Genomic DNA, 17,053 nt, shown 5'->3' on the forward strand with positions numbered 1-17,053 from the left:
TGCTGCTCTCGCACAGGGGCTGGCCGGAAAATCATGCAAGACCTCTCCCGGCCGGGTTTTGAAAGCGCGGCCGAAAACCGCGCCTTGGACAATAGCGTCGGCACCATCGATCGGCTATGGTCCCGCCGGTTTTATGACGGATCAAAATAATGTCAGTTGAGAGAACCACGACCGCGGGCGGGATGGAAACCTCCTATGGTTTCAGGAAGGTCGGGGCAGGGGAGAAGCAGCCCCTGGTCAACGACGTCTTCCATAAGGTGGCCAGCCGATACGACCTGATGAACGATCTGATGTCGGCCGGGTTGCATCGGCTGTGGAAGGACGCGATGGTCGCCTGGCTGAACCCGCCGAAGCGGCCGGGCTGGAAGGTGCTCGATGTCGCCGGCGGCACCGGCGACATCGCCTTCCGCATCGTCGAGGCCAGCCAGCGCCATGCGCACGCCACCGTGCTCGACATCAACGGCTCCATGCTCACCGTCGGCCGCGACCGCGCCGAAAAGCAGGGCCTGTCAGCCAATACCGACTTCGTCGAGGCCAATGCCGAGGAACTGCCGTTCGCGGATGATAGCTTCGATGCCTATACGATCGCTTTCGGCATCCGCAATGTGCCGCGCATCGAGATCGCGCTTACCGAAGCCTATCGCGTGCTGAAGCGCGGCGGACGGTTTCTGTGCCTGGAATTCTCGGAGGTCGACATGCCGCTGCTCGACAAGGCCTATGAAGCCTGGTCGTTCAACGCGATCCCCAGGATCGGCAGGGCGGTGACCGGCGACGGCGAGCCCTATTCCTATCTGGTCGAATCCATCCGAAAGTTCCCCAACCAGCAGAATTTCGCGGCGATGATTACCCGCGCCGGCTTCGATCGCGTCACCTTCCGCAATTACTCGGGCGGTATCGCCGCCCTTCATTCCGGCTGGAAGCTTTGAGGCGCGGCGCTTTGCAGCAGAAGCAGGCCCCTCTGAAGCAGCCTCCTTTGACGCAGGTTGGGCTATGAGCAGCGTCGCCGCCGCCTTCAGGCTCGCCCGGGCCGGCTGGGTGCTGGTCCGCGAAGGCGTCGTCGCCGCGCTGCCGGGCGAAGAGCTCTCCGGCATGCCGAAATTCGGCTGGCGCGTGGCGCGGCTTTTCACCCGCCGCCGGGCGCTGAGCTATCAGCGCGGCGACAGGCTGGCGCGCGCGGTGGTGCGGCTCGGACCCTCCTACGTCAAGCTCGGCCAGTTCCTGGCGACGAGGCCCGACGTCGTCGGCAACGACATGGCGCTCGACCTCGCATTGCTGCAGGACAAGATGCATACTTTCCCGAAGGCCGCAGCGATCCATGCGATCGAAGCCTCGCTCGGGCGCAGGATTGACGATCTCTATTCGAGCTTCGGCGAACCGGTGGCGGCGGCCTCGATCGCGCAGGTGCACGGTGCCGAGGTCTTGTGCGAGGGCAGCGCTTCGCGCGTGGCGGTGAAGGTTATCCGGCCCGGCGTGCGGCGGCGCTTCTTCCAGGACCTCGAAAGCTATTTCCTCGCCGCCCACTTACAGGAGAAATACATTCCCTCGTCGCGCCGGCTGCGCCCGGTCGAGGTGACCCAGACCCTGGCGCAGACCACCAGAATCGAGATGGACCTGCGGCTCGAGGCGGCAGCGCTTTCGGAACTCGGTGAGAACACCAAGGACGATCCGGGTTTTCGCGTGCCGGCGGTCGACTGGGAACGGACCGGCCGCGACGTGCTCACCATGGAGTGGATCGACGGCATCAAGATGAACGATCTGGCGGGTCTTGCCGCCGCCGGGCATGACCTCAAGGCGATCGCGGTCAACCTCATCCAGTCGTTTCTCAGGCACACGTTGCGCGATGGCTTCTTCCATGCCGACATGCATCCGGGAAACCTGTTCGTCGAGGCGAACGGCACCATCGTCGCCGTCGATCTCGGCATTGCCGGGCGACTCGGCAAGAAGGAGCGGCGGTTCCTCGCCGAGATTCTCTACGGTTTCATCGTGCGCGACTACCAGCGCGTCGCCGAGGTGCATTTCGAGGCCGGCTATGTGCCGCGCCAGCACAATGTCTCGGCCTTCGCGCAGGCAATCCGCGCCATCGGCGAGCCGATCCACGGCCAATCGGCCGAGACGATCTCGATGGCGAAGCTGCTGACGCTGCTGTTCGAAGTCACCGAGCTGTTCGATATGGCGACACGGACCGAACTGGTGCTTTTGCAGAAAACCATGGTGGTGGTCGAAGGTGTCGCCCGCACACTCGATCCGGCCTTCAACATGTGGAAGACATCGGAGCCCGTGGTCAGCGATTGGATCGCCGGCAATCTCGGCCCGCGCGGCATGCTCACGGACGCGCGTGACGCCGGCAGAGCCCTTGTGTCACTGGCAAGGCAGGCGCCGGATCTTGTGGCCCGCACCGAGCGGCTGTCGCGCGAGATCGACCTGATGGCCGAGAACGGCCTCCGCTTCGACGAAGCGACCGCGCACGCAATTGGTAGGGCGGAAGCGCGCCACACCCGCTCCGGCCGCGTGGCGCTGTGGGTTATCGCGCTGACGCTGATTTATATCTCGTGGAAATTGCTCTGACCCCACGCGGCTTGTGGCCAATAGATTGCATTGCTATCATTGCAAGCGATTATCCGAGGGGCGAGTGCAATCGCATGGCCAGCATCACCATCCGCAATCTTGACAATGAAGTGAAAGACCTGCTCCGGCAGCTGGCGGCCGAGAATGGCCGTTCGATGGAGGAGCAGGCGCGGGCGATGATACGCGCCGCGGTCGAAGGCCGGGCAGGGCAGGCCGACCGCATCGGCCAGATCGAGCAAAAGCTGCGTGCGCTGACGGGCTCGAAGGAGCAGGCGGCACCGGTCGTCGCCGCATCCGCCAAATCAGTTTCGCGAGGTTCTCTCTCCGGCAAGCGCATCCTGCTCGTTATCGGCGGCGGCATCGCCGCCTACAAGGCGCTCGACCTGATACGACGGCTGCGCGAGCGCGGCGCTGCGGTGCGGGTGGTGATGACGTCAGCCGCGCAGGAATTCGTCACCACGCTGTCGGCCGGCGCGCTTTCGGCCGATCATGTCTTCACCGAACTGTTCGACCGCAATGACGAGCACGATGTCGGCCATATCAGGCTGTCGCGCGAGGCCGATCTGCTGGTGGTGGCGCCCGCCACCGCCGACCTGATGGCGAAGCTCGCCAACGGCCATGCCAACGACCTTGCCTCGACGGTGCTTCTGGCCACCGACAAGAAGGTGCTGATGGCGCCGGCGATGAACCCGAAAATGTGGGCACATCCGGCCACGCGGCGCAATCGGGCGGCCTTGCTGAAGGACGGCATCGCCTTTGTCGGTCCCGCCAAGGGCGAGATGGCTGAGAGCAACGAAGCGGGCGAGGGCCGTATGGCCGAGCCGCTGGAGATCGTCGCCGCGATCGAGGCGATGCTCGACGAGAGGCCGAAGCCGCTTGCCGGCCGCACGATCATCGTCACCTCCGGGCCGACGCATGAGCCGATCGATCCGGTGCGCTACATCGCCAACCGGTCTTCCGGCAAGCAGGGCCATGCGATCGCTGCCGCGCTGGCAAAGCTCGGCGCCGACGTGCGGCTGGTGTCCGGCCCGGTCACCATCGCCGATCCGGCCGGTGTCGCGACCACTCACGTCGAAACAGCCGCGCAGATGAAGCAAGCGGTCGAGAGCCTGCTGCCGGCGGATGCCGCCGTGTTCGTTGCCGCCGTCGCCGACTGGCGCACGGCCAATGCCGCCGGCGAGAAGATCAAGAAGGTGGCGGGCAAAGGGCCGCCTTCGCTGCAGATGGTCGAGAACCCGGATATCCTGGCCGGCATCGGCCATCACGTTCAGAGGCCGGGCCTCGTCGTCGGCTTCGCCGCCGAGACGCAGGATCTCATCGCCAATGCCGAGGCCAAGCTCAAGAAAAAAGGCGCCGACTTCATCGTCGCCAACGACGTCTCGCATGAAAGCGGCATCGGGCCGTCCGGCGTGATGGGCGGCGAGCGCAACAAGGTGCGCATCGTCTCCAGAACCGGCGTCGAGGAATGGCCGGAGATGGGCAAGGACGAGGTGGCGGCGCGGCTCGCCGCGCTGATCGCGGAGCGTCTGCAGCAGACCGTGACTGTTTAGTCTAGACCCTTTGTTTTGACGCAATTCCGGGCCGAAAACCGTTACACACTTTTCCTGGAATTGCTCTAGCCGGGCGCTTGCTGAGGCCGCAGCGTCGGCAACGCGGTCCTCAGGGCGGCGATGCATCCCAGAATAGCCAGAGGCACGAAGGCCAGGAACAGCCAGCCGGCAACGCCTGCAGCCGCTTCACGGTTCAGACCCTCCGAGAACCCGCTGGCATTGGCGACGATGCCGGCAAGTGCCGCGCCCACGGCATAGCCGATACGTTGCATGGTCGGCACGGCGGCCGAGGCGATCGTCTGCTCGCCATCGCGCGCCGAAGCGACGATGACGCGTGTGAGGAAAGGCCAGCAAACGCCGAAGCCGCCGCCCTGCAGCAGGGCGCAGAGCAGAATCAGCGGGATCGAGCCTGCCGGGATGGTGTAAGCGAAGCCGGCAAGGCCGGAGGCGATCATCAGTGCGCCGATGACGATGATCAGCCTTTCGCGCTCCAGTGGCGCATTGGCGATGAGGATCGACAGGATCGACCACGCGATCGATTCGGCGGCGATGATGTAGCCGGTGGTCAGGATCGGAATGCCGTGTAGCGTGGTGAGAAGCAGCGGCCCGTAAATGGTGAAGGTGCAGGTCGCTACCGAGAATGCCGCAACCATGGTCATGCCGCTGCCAAGCGGCGAGCGCCATGAAAACAAGGGCGAGGGAAAGAGCCGCGATTGCGGCCTGAGGGCATCGATGCGGAAGAACAGCGCCAGGCCGATCAGGCCGAGCAGGAGGAGCAGGGACGAGCGCAGCAGGGTGATGTCGATGCCGGCGGCGGCGATCAGCACGACGCTGAAGCCGAGACAGACGAGCGCCGGATAGGGAAAAGGTGGCGCCTTGCCGCTGCTCGCCTGCGGCTTCCTCGCCTCGGGCGTGTCGAGTACGATGAAGCTTGCCAGCGCCATCGCCGCGCCGCCGAAGGTGAAGATGCCGAAAGCCCAGCGCCACGACAGGAACTCGGTCATGAGCGCGCCGAGCATCGGGCCGCTGAAGGCTGCGACGCCCCAGATCGCGGACATGATGCCGAAGAGCTGCGGCCAGATATTGCGTGGAAACAGGCGCTCGACGGAGACGAAGGCGAGCGACACAAGCGCGCCGCCGCCAAGCCCTTCGACCAGACGCCCAACGAGGAACAACGGCATGGAAGGCGCCGTGGCGCAGATCAGCGCGCCGATCGCGTAGAGCAGCGCGGCGACCATCATATTGGAGCGCAGGGCGACATAGCTGACCAGCCGTCCGGCCGCGGCACCGGCGACGATCGCGCCGAGCTCGTAGATCGCCAACGACCAGCCGACCAGTTGCACGCCCGCGAGATCGCCGACCATGGCCGGCATCACCGTCGCGACCATTGTCTCGTTGGTGGCATGCAGCAGGATGCCGAGACTGACGAAGCAGAAGCGGGCCAGATCGCCGCTCGCCCACAGCGCCCGCCAATCCACCCTGCCATCGGCCACCTTTTTGCCGACCACCCTGTTGCCGCCTGCTGCCGTCACATCGATCTCCTGCTTGCCAACGGCAGCCTCATTCGCTTCGAAGGAAGCGCCAGGTCCAGTTCGGCAGCGCTTGTAGAACCTCAAGCGCGGTTGAGCTCAAGAGGCTTTTTCATGGAGTCCGCTGTGGGGGTAGAGCCACGATCGCGCCGGCCGTCCGGCTGCCAAAAGCAATCGGCCCGGAACAGGTGTTCCGGGCCGATTGCAAGCGAAGGCTTTGGAGCCGAAGCTTCACTTATAGGAGTGGACGAGATCCAGCGACGCCACGGTGACGGCCAGGTTGACACCGGTCTGCGCCTGGACGCTCAGCGGCTCCAGCATGAAGGCGCTGTCCAGGCCGCCGACCAGGACGTTGGCGCCGCCGCCGGTCACCACGGAAGCCTCGGCGTTGACGCCGTAATAGCTGCCGGCGAGATCGCCCGCATCATGGTTGCGGGTGGCGGCAAGCACCGCCCAGACGAGCTGGCCCTGATGCGTCTTGCCGACATCGACGCCGAGCTTGGAGATCATCCCGGTATAAATCTCGGCCGGGCCGTGATGGGAGGGGCGAAAGACACACGATACACCTTTGTTCGATGTGATGACGTAGCCAACGCCGCCGTCGATGGTGCAATCGAGCGTGCCGAGCCGGAGCGTGCCGGCGCTTACCGGAAAAGCGAGGACCGTGGCGGCAAGCGCGGCAGCGGCACAGGCAAGTGTTTTGATCATTGGAAAGGTCCTTTCGCGAAAATTTGGCCCCGCCTTAAACGATCGAGGTGCGTCGAGCGTTCCGCTGAAAACTTGGCGCGAACATGGCAAAGGTTAACGCCTCGCCTTGGGCGGTTAACGGATCGCTATCGGCCTTGCTGCAGGGCAACACTGCGCTTGCGGACGGACTCGGGCGATCGGGGACGACGCCTAAGCGCGTCGTGCAGGATATCCTTACGGCGTCGGCTTCCGATCAGCTGGCGTTGCCACCGACGCGCGACAGGCCGTCCTTGGCCGGCTGGTAGGTGGGGTCGAGGCGGATGGCTTCGCGATAGGACTTGGAAGCCTTGACCTTGTCGCCACGCTTTTCATAGATCAGCGCCTGGTTCGCCCAGGCTTCGGCGTTCTTGCCATCGAGCTTGATGGCCATGTTGAAGTCGGAGAAGGCGTTGTCCTCGTCGCCCGTCGCCAGGTAGGAGAGGCCGCGGCCGTTATAGGGTTCGGCGGCGTCCGGCGCCAGCGAGATTGCGGTCGAGAAATCCTCGATGGCGAATTTGTGCTGGCCCTGGCTCTGATAGATCAGGCCGCGATTGTGGTAGGCGCGCGCGTCGGTGGTGTCGAGCTGGATCGCCTTCTGGAAGTCGTTGAAGGCGTCCTGGATGCGGCCCGCCTTGCGGTAGAGATTGCCGCGGCCGATATAGGCGGCATCGTAGTTGGCGTTGATCTGGATCGCGCGGTTGTAGTCGGCCAAAGCCGCTTGCTGATTGCCGAGGAAGCGCTGGATCAGCGCGCGATTCGAATAGGCCTGGTAGAAGTTCGGATTGAGCTGGATGGCCTGGTTGAAGTCCTGGAGCGCTGCCTGGTACTGGCCGCCGCGGCCATAGGCCGAACCGCGCACATTGTAGCCCTCGGGATCCTGCGGATTGCGCTGGATGACCGCCGAAAGCGAGGAGATGTTCTCGCTCGACCCTTGCGCCTTGTCGATCGAGTTGAACTCACCTGTCGGGGTCGTCTGGCATGCTGCAAGCACCAGACCCGAAAGCAGGGCCGCCGTCAGGGCGAAGCCGCGAAAAGCGGTTCCGCGCTCCACGGTAATAGCGTTCATCTTTGTCCTCACTGCCGCGGCGCCGTCAGTCCGTTCCCTCTCCGAACCGGCTCGAATCTATAAATAAAAAGGTGGCGGCGATTTCGCATCGCGCCACCCTCGGTATCCTTCGAAAAGGACGAAAAATTGGCGTTATGAGCGCGGCGAGCGCGATGCGCCGGCAGCACCAGCCGGAGCCGGGCGCGGGGTCATCGGCAGCAGGCCTTCGCGCTGGGCGCGCTTGCGGGCCAGCTTGCGGGCGCGGCGCACGGCTTCGGCCTTCTCGCGGGCACGCTTCTCAGACGGCTTCTCGTAATGACCGCGCATCTTCATTTCGCGGAAAATACCTTCGCGCTGCATCTTCTTCTTCAGCGCGCGAAGCGCCTGATCAACGTTGTTGTCGCGGACGAGTACCTGCACGGGCAATCCTGTCTTCGGGTTTGAAATCGTTAGGCAAACAGCCATAGCTGAGATGCCTCCGCGGCGAGCTGCACCGCGAATTGTGGCGGCTGATAGCAGAATCAGGCTGGGATGTCCACCGCTGATTGCGCGAAACAGCGATCAAAAACCCGAGCGCTGCTGCCTGACGTTTGGTCGCCCTACGCGGTCGTCAGATGGAGGCGCGCAAAGTCCTCGAAGAACTCGCCGTAATCGCAGGTGATTTCCTCGCCGGCGGCGATGTCGCGAATGGCGATCGCGCCGCCATATTGCGAGAAATCCGTGTTCGGCCGCTCGGAGTGGTTCATGAAGCGGCCATTGTCCACCTCATAGACCATGAAGCCGGGCTTGTCCGGGCTCGGATAGGCGTAGCGGTCGAGCAACTCGCGCAGATGCGGGGGGGCGGCCTCATATCTATCCATCGGGATCAGCCGGTCGAAATCCGGGTCGAGCCGCCAGATCGAAGCACCCTTGCGGATCGGCTCGGCGGCGAACACGCCGACGCCTTCGATGGCGCTCTGGGCGACATAGGTTCTGATCAGCAGCATCGTTCCCCGTCCATTTTCGACGGGAAACGAAATCGTCAATTCGCGCCGAAATGCAAGACCGCGCAGCTACATTTCAGCGGATGGGCGTGTTTCCAGCCTGCCGGCCGGATCACGTCCGGCTGATCGAGACGCCGTCATCGGCAAACAAGGCCGTGCCGGTGGTGAAGCTCGATGCGTCGGATGCCAGGTAAAGCGCCGAGCGCGCGATCTCCAGCGGCTCTGCCATGCGCTTCAGGGCATGGATGCCTTCGACGAAAGCGCGCGCCTCGGGGGTGGTCGTGGTCGCGCCGGGCGTGTCGGTGCCGCCGGGCAGCAGCGCGTTGACGCGCAGACCTTGCGGACCGTATTCGGCGGCGAGCACCTGCGTCAGGCCGATGAGCCCGGCCTTGGCGGCGGCATAGGCCGCCATGCCAGGCAGGCCGGCCGTGTAGCCGACGAAGCTCGAGGTGAAGATCAGCGAACCGCCGCCGCGGTCCAGCATTGCCGGTATCTGGTGCTTGGCGGCGAGAAAGGCGCTGGTCAGGTTGGTGTCCATCGTCTCATGCCAGGCCGCCGGCGCCATATCGGGCACCGGCCCCATCGCGCCGACTGCGCCGGCATTGTTGAAGGCGATGTCGAGGCCGCCAAGGCGGGTTACAGCGAGCTTCACCAGCGCCTGGGCATAGACTTCGTCCCTGACATCGCCGGCAAGTGCGGCCGCCCTACCGCCGGCATTCTCGATCTCGCCGACGAGCGCGTCGAGCTCGGCCTGACGCCGGGCCGCGACGACCAGGCTTGCGCCTTGCTCTGCAAACAGTTTGGCGGTGGCGCGGCCGATGCCGGAACTTGCGCCGGTGACGATCGCGACCTTGTTTGTAAGAGTGAACATATCTCAGCATCCTTCCTTGGTGCCGGCTTGCGGCGGATGGATGTCTGGGTCGCAAATCGGCATGGATGCAGCCACCCGAAAGCTGCCTTGCCATCGTCGCGCAGGCATTGCGCGGCACTGGCGCAAAACGGCAAGCGCCGTCGCAAACAGCGTAAGGATGACATCGCGGTTTCGCTAGTGATACACCTCGCGTGACGGGAGAGGCCCGAACGACATCCGCGATTTTTGGCGCGAGGCTTAACGTGAAGAAATACTCGGTATTCGCCATTGCCCGCGAGGCGATGCGCGGCCACAAGGGCTGGGAGGAGCAGTGGACCTCGCCCGAGCCGAAGAAGGAATACGACGTCATCATCGTGGGCGCCGGCGGACACGGCCTGGCGACCGCCTACTATCTGGCGAGCGAGCACGGCATCACCAACATCGCGGTGCTGGAAAAGGGCTGGCTCGGTGGCGGCAATACCGGCCGCAACACCACCATCATCCGCTCCAACTATCTCTATGACGAGAGCGCCGGCATCTACGACCATGCGCTGAAGCTGTGGGACGGGCTTTCCCAGGAGCTCAACTACAACGTCATGTATTCGGCGCGCGGGGTCATGATGCTCGCTCACAACGTGCATGACGTTCAGGTGTTCAAGCGCCACATCCATGCCAATCGCCTCAACGGCATCGACAATGAATGGCTGACGCCGGAAGAGGCGAAGGCATTCTGCCCGCCGCTCAACATCTCCAAGGAGGCGCGCTATCCGGTGATGGGCGCCGCCCTGCAGCGGCGCGGCGGCACGGCGCGCCACGACGCGGTCGCCTGGGGCTATGCGCGCGGCGCGTCGGCGCGCGGCGTCCACATCATCCAGAATTGCGAGGTCACCGGCATCAAGCGCGCGGCCAATGGTGCCGTCGCCGGCGTCGAGACGACGCGCGGCTTCATCGGCGCCAAGAAGGTCGGCGTGGTCGCGGCTGGCCATTCTTCCGTCATCATGAACATGGCCGGCGTGCGCATGCCGCTCGAAAGCTACCCGCTGCAGGCGCTGGTGTCGGAGCCGATCAAGCCGGTCGTGCCCTGCGTGGTGATGTCGAACACCGTGCATGCCTATATCTCGCAGTCGGACAAGGGCGAGTTGGTCATCGGCGCCGGCACCGACCAGTATGTCTCCTATTCGCAGACCGGCGGCCTACACATATTGCAGCACACGCTCGACGCCATCTGCGAGATGTTCCCGATCTTCACCCGCATGAAGATGCTGCGTTCCTGGGGCGGCATTGTCGACGTGACGCCCGACCGCTCGCCGATCCTGGCTAAGACGCCGGTCAAGGGCCTCTACGTCAATTGCGGCTGGGGCACGGGCGGCTTCAAGGCGACGCCCGGCTCGGGCAATGTCTTCGCGCACACGATCGCGAAGGACGAGCCGCACCCGATCAACGCGCCCTTCACGCTGGAGCGCTTCCGCACCGGCCGGCTCATCGACGAAGCGGCGGCGGCTGCGGTGGCGCATTGATGATGGCTCACCCGATTTGCTTCCACCCGGCCGGCGCGCGCGCCGGTCACGGCAAGTTTTAGGATCAACCAGATGCTTCTCATCCGCTGCCCCTATTGCGAGGAAGAGCGCCCGGAACTCGAGTTCCGCAATGCCGGCGAGGCGCATATCGCGCGCCCGACCAACATCGCGGCCGAGAGCGACGACGACTTCGAGAAATTCTTCTTCATCCGTGCGAACCCGAAAGGCGTCATCTATGAGCGCTGGCGGCACATCCATGGCTGCGCGCGTTTCTTCAACGCCGTGCGCGATACCGTCACCGACAAGTTCGTCATGACCTACAAGGCCGGCGAGCCGAAGCCCGCGAAGCTGCCTGGAGCCTCGAAATGAACGCCGCGTTTCGCATTTCCGGCGCCGGTCGCCTCAGCCAGGCGAAGACCGCCTCCTTCAGCTTCGACGACAAGCCATATGTCGGCATCGAGGGCGACACGCTGGCCTCGGCGCTGCTCGCCAACGGCGTGCATCTGGTCGGCCGCTCGTTCAAGTATCACCGGCCGCGCGGCTTCCTTTCGGCCGGTGCGGAAGAGCCGAACGCGCTGGTGCAGATCGTGCGCGACGACGCGCGCAAGACGCCGAATGTGCGTGCGACCGTGCAAGAGCTCTATGACGGGCTGACGGCCAATTCACAGAACCGCTGGCCCTCGCTTGCCTTCGACGTCGGCGCGGTCAACGACATCGCTTCGCCGATGTTCTCGGCCGGCTTCTACTACAAGACCTTCATGTGGCCGAAATGGGCCTGGAAGGATCTCTACGAGCCGAAGATTCGCGCTACCGCAGGCCTCGGCGTTTCCCCCGAAAAGCCGGACCCGGACCATTATGCTTCGCGCTACGCGCATTGCGAGGTGCTGGTGCTGGGCGGCGGCGCCGCCGGCATTGCCGCTGCCCTTGCCGCGGCCGAAACCGGCGTCCGGGTGATCCTCGCGGACGAGCAGGCCGAATTCGGCGGCAGCCTGCGCTTCGAGAGCGGCGCCAGGATCGACGGACAGGACGGCTATGCCTGGGCGCAGGCGGCGATCGCCAAGCTCAAGGGGATGGACAATGCGCGCGTGCTCTCCCGTACCACGGCCTTCGGCTACTACGCGCAGAACTTTGTCGGCCTGGTCGAACGGGTCAGCGATCATCTCAAGAACCCGGGCCATGAGCTCGCGCGCGAGCGCCTGTGGCAGGTTCGCGCCAACCGCGTCGTGCTCGCCACCGGCGCCATCGAGCGCCATATGGTGTTCGCCAACAACGATCGTCCCGGCGTGATGCTCGCCTCGGCGGCGCGCACCTATCTCAACCATTATGGCGTGGCGGTCGGCAGGAATGTCGGCGTCTACACGGCCAACGACTCGGCTTACGCGGCGGCGATCGATCTCAAGAAGGCCGGCGTCAACATTGCGGCCATTGTCGACCTGCGCGACAACCCGTCGGGAGCGGTAATCGACGAGGCGAGGGGCCTCGGCATCGAGATCAATTTCGGCCGCGCCGTGGTCAGCGCCGGCGGCAAATTGCGCGTGTCGTCGATGACCGTGCAGCCAAAGAACGGTGGCGGCCAGCGCACCATCCCCGTCGACGCGATCCTGATGTCGGCCGGCTGGACGCCGTCGGTGCATCTCTTCTCGCAGTCGCGCGGCAAGGTCGCCTTCAACGATGAGACCAAGCGCTTCGTGCCGGGCACCTATGCGCAGGACTGCGTCTCGGTCGGCGCCTGCAACGGCACGGACGGGCTGGATGCGACGATCGACGAGGCCTATGCCGCCGGCGCCAAGGCGGCGAAGGAGGCCGGCGGCAAGATTGGCAAGGGCAGCAAGCCGAAGGTCGATGCCGGCGAGATCTGGTCGCGCGGCATGCTGGGCGCCGCGCCCGGCGCCGGGCCGGGCACGACGGTCAAGGCCTTCGTCGATTTCCAGAACGATGTTACCGCTAAGGACATCCGCCAGGCGGTGCATGAAGGCATGCACTCGATCGAGCATGTCAAGCGCTTCACTACCAACGGTATGGCGACCGATCAGGGCAAGACGTCGAACATGCATGGCCTGGCGATCGCCGCCGAGGAACTCGGCAAGCCGATCCCGCAGGTCGGCCTCACCACCTTCCGCGCGCCCTATACGCCCGTGACCTTCGGCTCGATCGTCGGCCACGCGCGCGGCGCGCTTTTCGACCCTACGCGGCGGACAGCGATCCATCCGTGGGCGGCACGCCAGGGCGCGGTGTTCGAGGACGTCGGCAACTGGAAGCGCGCCTGGTATTTCCCCAAGGCCGGCGAAGACATGCATGCCGCCGTCAACCGCGAATGCGTGACGGTGCGCAAGGTCGGCGGCCTGTTCGACGCCTCGACGCTCGGCAAGATCGAAGTGGTCGGACCGGATGCGGCGAAGTTCATGGAGCTGCTCTACACCAATCCGTGGGAGAAGCTCGAAACCGGACGCTGCCGCTACGGCATCATGCTGCGCGAGGACGGCTTCATCTATGACGACGGCGTCGTCGGCCGGCTGGCGCCGGAACGCTTCCACGTGACGACGACGACCGGCGGCGCGCCGCGTGTCATGAACCACATGGAGGATTACCTCCAGACCGAGTTCCCGCATCTCAATGTCTGGCTGACATCGATCACCGAGCAATGGGCGGTGATCGCGGTGCAGGGGCCGAAGTCGCGGGACATCATCTCGCCGCTGGTCGAAGGCATCGACATGTCGGACGAGGCGATGCCGCATATGTCGGTGCGCGAGGGCAAGATCTGCGGCGTGCCGACAAGGCTGTTCCGCATGTCCTTCACCGGCGAGCGCGGCTTCGAGGTCAATGTGCCGGCCGATTGTGGCGAGGCGGTCTGGGAAGCACTGTGGGCTGAAGGCCAGAAGCATGGCGCGACCGCCTACGGCACCGAGACGATGCACGTGCTGCGCGCCGAAAAGGGCTACATCATCGTCGGCCAGGATACGGACGGCACGGTGACACCGAACGATGCCGGGCTCGACTGGGCGGTCGGCAAGAAGAAGACCGACTTCGTCGGCATCCGCGGCCTGACCCGGCCGGACCTTGTGGCCAAGGGCCGCAAGCAGCTCGTCGGCCTGAAGACCAAGGATCCGAAGGTGGTGCTGGAAGAAGGCGCGCAGATCGTCGCCGATCCGAAGCAACCGGTCCCGATGAAGATGATCGGCCATGTCACCTCCAGCTACTGGTCGGAGAATTGCGGCCGTTCGATCGCGCTGGCGCTGGTCGCCGGCGGCCGCGACCGCATGGGTGAGACGCTCTATGTGCCGATGCCGAACGGCACGATCGAGGTGGAAGTCACCGGCATGGTGTTCGTCGACGAGAAGGGAGAACGCCTCAATGGCTAAGGCCGCCGCCAAGACAAAAGCCGCTGCTGTTCCTGCCTCCGTCGAGCGGCGCCCTGCGCTTGCCGGCCGCGCGCTGTCGGCGCCGGGCGTGAAGGTGGAGATGCTGCCGCCGGCCGAGCGCATCTCGCTGCGCGCGCCGGAGGCTTCGCTCGCCGCGCTCTCCAAGGCGCTCGGCCTCACGCTGCCGACAAAACCTAAGACCTCGGCGACGAAGGACGGGCGCACGGCGCTGTGGCTCGGGCCGGACGAATGGATGATCATCGACGAGGCCGGCAACGATCCGCTCGCCGACTGCGCCAAGGTGACGGCGCTGCATTCGGCGGTCGGCATCTCGCATCGCAATGTCGGGATTTCCGTTGTCGGGCCCGCAGCCGCGGTGACGGTCAATTCGGGCTGTCCGCAGGACCTGTCGCTCGAGGCGTTCCCGGTGGGTGCTGCTTCGCGCACCATTCTAGGCAAATCCGAGATCGTGCTGTTGCGCATCGCGGCCGATGCGTTCCGCGTGGAATGCTGGCGTTCCTTTTCGGACTATGTCTTTACTCTGCTGTCGGAAGCGGCAGGCGACGCGGCGAACTGATCTCCACACTGCGCTGTCGGAAAGCAGCGCGGCAGGAACCATCGCCGACCCTGGCCGTTTCCGCAGCTCGTGAGGGAGATTGCCGATGCCGTCCAAATCCGCGCCGAAGTCACCCAAGAAGACAGCGGCAGTCCGTTCGCTGGAGAACGAAAGGCATCGCGAGGTCGAGGAAGAGGAACTCGAGGAAGGCCTCGAGGATACGTTTCCGGCCAGCGATCCGGTATCGATTACCAGCACGTCCATCCCCGGAGGACCGGCAAAGCCCGGCAAGGCCAAGGCCGTGCCTGGAATGAAGTCGCGCAAGAAGTAGCGCCGTCGCAGCAGGCAATCGGACTTCAGGCAAAACGAAAAAGGGCGGCCAAGTGCCGCCCGTTTTCGTTAATTCTGCCGATAGTGCTTACAGGCCCGGCACGAACCGGGGGCTAACGTCGATGCCGAGGCGCGGGCTCTTGGTCTGGGTCTTGCTGGCGTCCGCCTTTTCGACCGAGCCGGTCGCGGTGCAATCAAGAACCCCATTGGTGTTGGTCTGGGCGCAGGCTGCCGGAGCATGCTTGGCCGGCTGGTGCGTACCCGCAAAAGCCGCCCCGGAAAAAGCCAGCACGGCGGCGAGGGCGAGGGTCGTCTTTTTCATCTTCCATCTCCAGTTCGTACATGTACGATGCAACGTACACATACGGTTAACGGAAGATGAATTCAAGAGGGAATTTGTACGCGTACGACAACTTTTCTTGAACGTAGGAATTCGTCAGCGCGAATCCAAGCAATCGGCATCACGGAAAAGCCGGCGCAAACCCGGTTAGCAGTTGACGGGTGTTTCGGTGAGCGGGGGGATATCCTGCGCCGACAATGAGGCTAGCATGAAGTCGCACATCCGCTTCACATAGGCCTGGGGGTCACCGAAAGGATAGAAGGGGAAGGTGATCAGCAACGAGATCGTGCCGTGGCCGACGGTCCACAGCATGGTGGCGATGGCGCGGGGATCGCCCTTGAGCTTGCCGGCGGCCACACAGGCCTCGACCCGGCTTATCAGCGCCTTCATCGCCGGATTGCCCTCTTCCATGTCCTCGTAGCTGCGGTCCTCTGGCAGCCGGGTCTTCTCGGTCATGAAGACGGTGCGGTACTCGTTGGGATTACCGAGCCCGAAGGCGGCGTATTCGGTCATTACCGCCCGCAGTGCCTCGATCGGATCGTCCGCGGGGTGCTCCTCGATGCGTCGCGCCAGCGTTTCGAAGGCGTCTTCGGCCAGCGCGAACAGAATGTCCTGCTTGTCGGCGAAGTAGGAATAGACCGACATCGGCGCATAGCCGACACGCTTGGCAAGTTTGCGGATAGTCAGGCCCTCATAGCCCTCTTCCTGTACCAGCTTGTGAGCCGCCGCGACGAGTTCGGAGCGAAGCTCCGCCTTCTGTTTTTCGCGGCGTTTCTGAACGCTCAGCGTCAATGTCCGCTGCCTTTGGTGTTGGTTGCCTGGTGAAATTATATACGCTGTACGGAAACGGACAAGGGAGCCTTCCGGTTCCCTTGCGTGCACTCTAACTCCTTGTTTTAACACAATTCTGGCTCAGATCGCGCCAATGCCGCCATCGAGCGCCAGAGTGTGGCCGGTCATGAAGGAGTTGCCAGGGTCGGCAAGGAACAGGATGCCGCTGATGATCTCGTCGACCTCGCCGACACGCTTCATCGGCACGCCGCGCGCGAGTTCGGCAAGGGCTTCGGCTTCGGGCGCGCCTGTAAAACGCACGAAACCGTCGACCATCGCCGTGCGGGTGTGGGCCGGGCAGACCGCGTTGATGCGTATCCCCTTGCTGGCATATTCCACGGCGGCCGAGCGCGTCAGGCCGACGACGCCGTGCTTGGCGGCGGCATAGACCGACAGCTTCGGCGCGCCGGAGAGGCCGGCGACCGAGGCGATGTTGACGATGACGCCACCCTTGCCGCTCTGCTTGAACTGGCTTTCCAACTGAGGGATCTGGTGCTTCATGGCGTAGAAGACGCCGAGGAGATCGACCTCGACCACCCGGCGCGCCTCCTCCGAGGTCACCTGCGGCAGGCGTACGAAGGAGTGCACGATGCCGGCATTGTTGACGGCGATGTCGAGCCGGCCGAACTTCTGCACGGCAAGCTTCACCAGATCCTCGGAGAGGTTTTCGTCGGCGATGTTGCCGGCAAGGTGAACCGTCTCGGTATCGAGCGTCGCGGCGAAACTGCCGAGCGCAGCCTCGTCGAGATCGGAGAGCACCAGCCGCGCCCCTTCTGCGGCGAAGGCCTTTGCCGCACCGCTGCCGAGACCGCCGGTCGCGCCGGTGATCAGCACCGTCATCCCATCGAAACGGCCCATCGCTCGGCTCTCTT

17 protein-coding genes are annotated in these 17,053 nt (G+C 64.5%); 8 read left to right on the forward strand and 9 right to left on the reverse strand.

Going from position 1 to position 17,053, the window contains the following annotated elements:
- Positions 1-149: 149 nt before the first annotated feature.
- The 3 genes from ubiE to coaBC all read left to right on the forward strand — a co-directional run bounded on the left by ubiE (position 150) and on the right by coaBC (position 4,115).
- On the forward strand, positions 150-926 hold the full coding sequence (gene ubiE / locus P9273_RS11895) for a bifunctional demethylmenaquinone methyltransferase/2-methoxy-6-polyprenyl-1,4-benzoquinol methylase UbiE (RefSeq protein ID WP_278049086.1): 777 nt from the start codon (positions 150-152) through the stop codon (positions 924-926).
- A 64-nt stretch (positions 927-990) separates the two neighbouring features.
- Entirely contained in the window at positions 991-2,565 is a 1,575-nt protein-coding gene (gene ubiB, locus P9273_RS11900; RefSeq protein WP_278049087.1) for a 2-polyprenylphenol 6-hydroxylase, read from the forward strand.
- A 74-nt stretch (positions 2,566-2,639) separates the two neighbouring features.
- Positions 2,640-4,115, forward strand: a complete 1,476-nt coding sequence (coaBC, locus tag P9273_RS11905; RefSeq protein ID WP_278049088.1) for a bifunctional phosphopantothenoylcysteine decarboxylase/phosphopantothenate--cysteine ligase CoaBC — start codon at positions 2,640-2,642, stop codon at positions 4,113-4,115.
- A gap of 65 nt (positions 4,116-4,180) precedes the next feature.
- Here the strand turns inward: coaBC and P9273_RS11910 are convergent, their stop codons facing one another.
- The 6 genes from P9273_RS11910 to P9273_RS11935 form a co-directional block, all read right to left on the reverse strand.
- The gene (locus P9273_RS11910) at positions 4,181-5,647 is read right to left on the reverse strand and encodes an MFS transporter (RefSeq protein WP_278049089.1); all 1,467 of its coding nucleotides are present in this window, start codon (positions 5,645-5,647) and stop codon (positions 4,181-4,183) included.
- A gap of 228 nt (positions 5,648-5,875) precedes the next feature.
- On the reverse strand, positions 5,876-6,352 hold the full coding sequence (locus tag P9273_RS11915) for a DUF992 domain-containing protein (protein WP_040997316.1): 477 nt from the start codon (positions 6,350-6,352) through the stop codon (positions 5,876-5,878).
- Between the two features lie 232 nt (positions 6,353-6,584).
- Entirely contained in the window at positions 6,585-7,436 is an 852-nt protein-coding gene (locus tag P9273_RS11920; RefSeq protein ID WP_278049090.1) for a tetratricopeptide repeat protein, read from the reverse strand.
- 132 nt (positions 7,437-7,568) lie between these two features.
- Positions 7,569-7,835: a 30S ribosomal protein S21 gene (gene rpsU, locus P9273_RS11925; RefSeq protein ID WP_027165252.1), complete on the reverse strand. Its 267-nt coding sequence runs from the start codon at positions 7,833-7,835 to the stop codon at positions 7,569-7,571.
- A 179-nt stretch (positions 7,836-8,014) separates the two neighbouring features.
- The gene (locus P9273_RS11930) at positions 8,015-8,401 is read right to left on the reverse strand and encodes an SET domain-containing protein (protein WP_278049092.1); all 387 of its coding nucleotides are present in this window, start codon (positions 8,399-8,401) and stop codon (positions 8,015-8,017) included.
- Between the two features lie 109 nt (positions 8,402-8,510).
- On the reverse strand, positions 8,511-9,269 hold the full coding sequence (locus tag P9273_RS11935) for an SDR family oxidoreductase (protein ID WP_278049093.1): 759 nt from the start codon (positions 9,267-9,269) through the stop codon (positions 8,511-8,513).
- 242 nt (positions 9,270-9,511) lie between these two features.
- On the opposite strand from P9273_RS11935, the gene P9273_RS11940 reads away from it, so the two are divergent.
- The 5 genes from P9273_RS11940 to P9273_RS11960 all read left to right on the forward strand — a co-directional run bounded on the left by P9273_RS11940 (position 9,512) and on the right by P9273_RS11960 (position 15,011).
- A complete protein-coding gene (locus P9273_RS11940; RefSeq protein WP_278049094.1) occupies positions 9,512-10,765 on the forward strand; it encodes a sarcosine oxidase subunit beta in 1,254 nt (417 codons plus the stop codon).
- A 72-nt stretch (positions 10,766-10,837) separates the two neighbouring features.
- Entirely contained in the window at positions 10,838-11,134 is a 297-nt protein-coding gene (locus P9273_RS11945) for a sarcosine oxidase subunit delta (protein WP_040997306.1), read from the forward strand.
- Positions 11,131-14,124 carry a sarcosine oxidase subunit alpha gene (locus P9273_RS11950; RefSeq protein WP_278049095.1) on the forward strand — a complete coding sequence of 998 codons (2,994 nt, stop codon included), beginning with the start codon at positions 11,131-11,133 and terminating at the stop codon, positions 14,122-14,124. The genes P9273_RS11945 and P9273_RS11950 overlap by 4 nt, the downstream gene beginning before the upstream one ends.
- Entirely contained in the window at positions 14,117-14,701 is a 585-nt protein-coding gene (locus P9273_RS11955; RefSeq protein ID WP_278049096.1) for a sarcosine oxidase subunit gamma, read from the forward strand. The genes P9273_RS11950 and P9273_RS11955 overlap by 8 nt, the downstream gene beginning before the upstream one ends.
- Positions 14,702-14,786: 85 nt before the next feature.
- Entirely contained in the window at positions 14,787-15,011 is a 225-nt protein-coding gene (locus P9273_RS11960; RefSeq protein ID WP_278049097.1) for a hypothetical protein, read from the forward strand.
- An 87-nt stretch (positions 15,012-15,098) separates the two neighbouring features.
- Here P9273_RS11960 and P9273_RS11965 read toward each other — a convergent pair whose 3' ends face one another.
- The 3 genes from P9273_RS11965 to P9273_RS11975 form a co-directional block, all read right to left on the reverse strand.
- Positions 15,099-15,332 (reverse strand): DUF680 domain-containing protein, encoded by a 234-nt coding sequence (locus tag P9273_RS11965; protein ID WP_278049098.1) that lies wholly within the window; start codon positions 15,330-15,332, stop codon positions 15,099-15,101.
- A 165-nt stretch (positions 15,333-15,497) separates the two neighbouring features.
- Positions 15,498-16,142: a TetR/AcrR family transcriptional regulator gene (locus P9273_RS11970; RefSeq protein WP_278049099.1), complete on the reverse strand. Its 645-nt coding sequence runs from the start codon at positions 16,140-16,142 to the stop codon at positions 15,498-15,500.
- 120 nt (positions 16,143-16,262) lie between these two features.
- Positions 16,263-17,039, reverse strand: a complete 777-nt coding sequence (locus P9273_RS11975; protein WP_278049100.1) for an SDR family NAD(P)-dependent oxidoreductase — start codon at positions 17,037-17,039, stop codon at positions 16,263-16,265.
- Positions 17,040-17,053: the final 14 nt, after the last annotated feature.

The organism is Mesorhizobium sp. WSM4935 (genome assembly GCF_029625735.1).
GTDB lineage: Bacteria > Pseudomonadota > Alphaproteobacteria > Rhizobiales > Rhizobiaceae > Mesorhizobium.

Excerpts from the sequence above, each read along its gene's own strand:
- ubiE (WP_278049086.1), top strand. The coding sequence starts at position 150 with ATGTCAGTTGAGAGAACCACGACCGCGGGCGGGATGGAAACCTCCTAT.
- ubiB (WP_278049087.1), top strand. The coding sequence starts at position 991 with ATGAGCAGCGTCGCCGCCGCCTTCAGGCTCGCCCGGGCCGGCTGGGTG.
- coaBC (WP_278049088.1), top strand. The coding sequence starts at position 2,640 with ATGGCCAGCATCACCATCCGCAATCTTGACAATGAAGTGAAAGACCTG.
- P9273_RS11915 (WP_040997316.1), bottom strand. The coding sequence starts at position 6,352 with ATGATCAAAACACTTGCCTGTGCCGCTGCCGCGCTTGCCGCCACGGTC.
- P9273_RS11920 (WP_278049090.1), bottom strand. The coding sequence starts at position 7,436 with ATGAACGCTATTACCGTGGAGCGCGGAACCGCTTTTCGCGGCTTCGCC.
- P9273_RS11930 (WP_278049092.1), bottom strand. The coding sequence starts at position 8,401 with ATGCTGCTGATCAGAACCTATGTCGCCCAGAGCGCCATCGAAGGCGTC.
- P9273_RS11935 (WP_278049093.1), bottom strand. The coding sequence starts at position 9,269 with ATGTTCACTCTTACAAACAAGGTCGCGATCGTCACCGGCGCAAGTTCC.
- P9273_RS11945 (WP_040997306.1), top strand. The coding sequence starts at position 10,838 with ATGCTTCTCATCCGCTGCCCCTATTGCGAGGAAGAGCGCCCGGAACTC.
- P9273_RS11950 (WP_278049095.1), top strand. The coding sequence starts at position 11,131 with ATGAACGCCGCGTTTCGCATTTCCGGCGCCGGTCGCCTCAGCCAGGCG.
- P9273_RS11955 (WP_278049096.1), top strand. The coding sequence starts at position 14,117 with ATGGCTAAGGCCGCCGCCAAGACAAAAGCCGCTGCTGTTCCTGCCTCC.
- P9273_RS11960 (WP_278049097.1), top strand. The coding sequence starts at position 14,787 with ATGCCGTCCAAATCCGCGCCGAAGTCACCCAAGAAGACAGCGGCAGTC.
- P9273_RS11965 (WP_278049098.1), bottom strand. The coding sequence starts at position 15,332 with ATGAAAAAGACGACCCTCGCCCTCGCCGCCGTGCTGGCTTTTTCCGGG.
- P9273_RS11975 (WP_278049100.1), bottom strand. The coding sequence starts at position 17,039 with ATGGGCCGTTTCGATGGGATGACGGTGCTGATCACCGGCGCGACCGGC.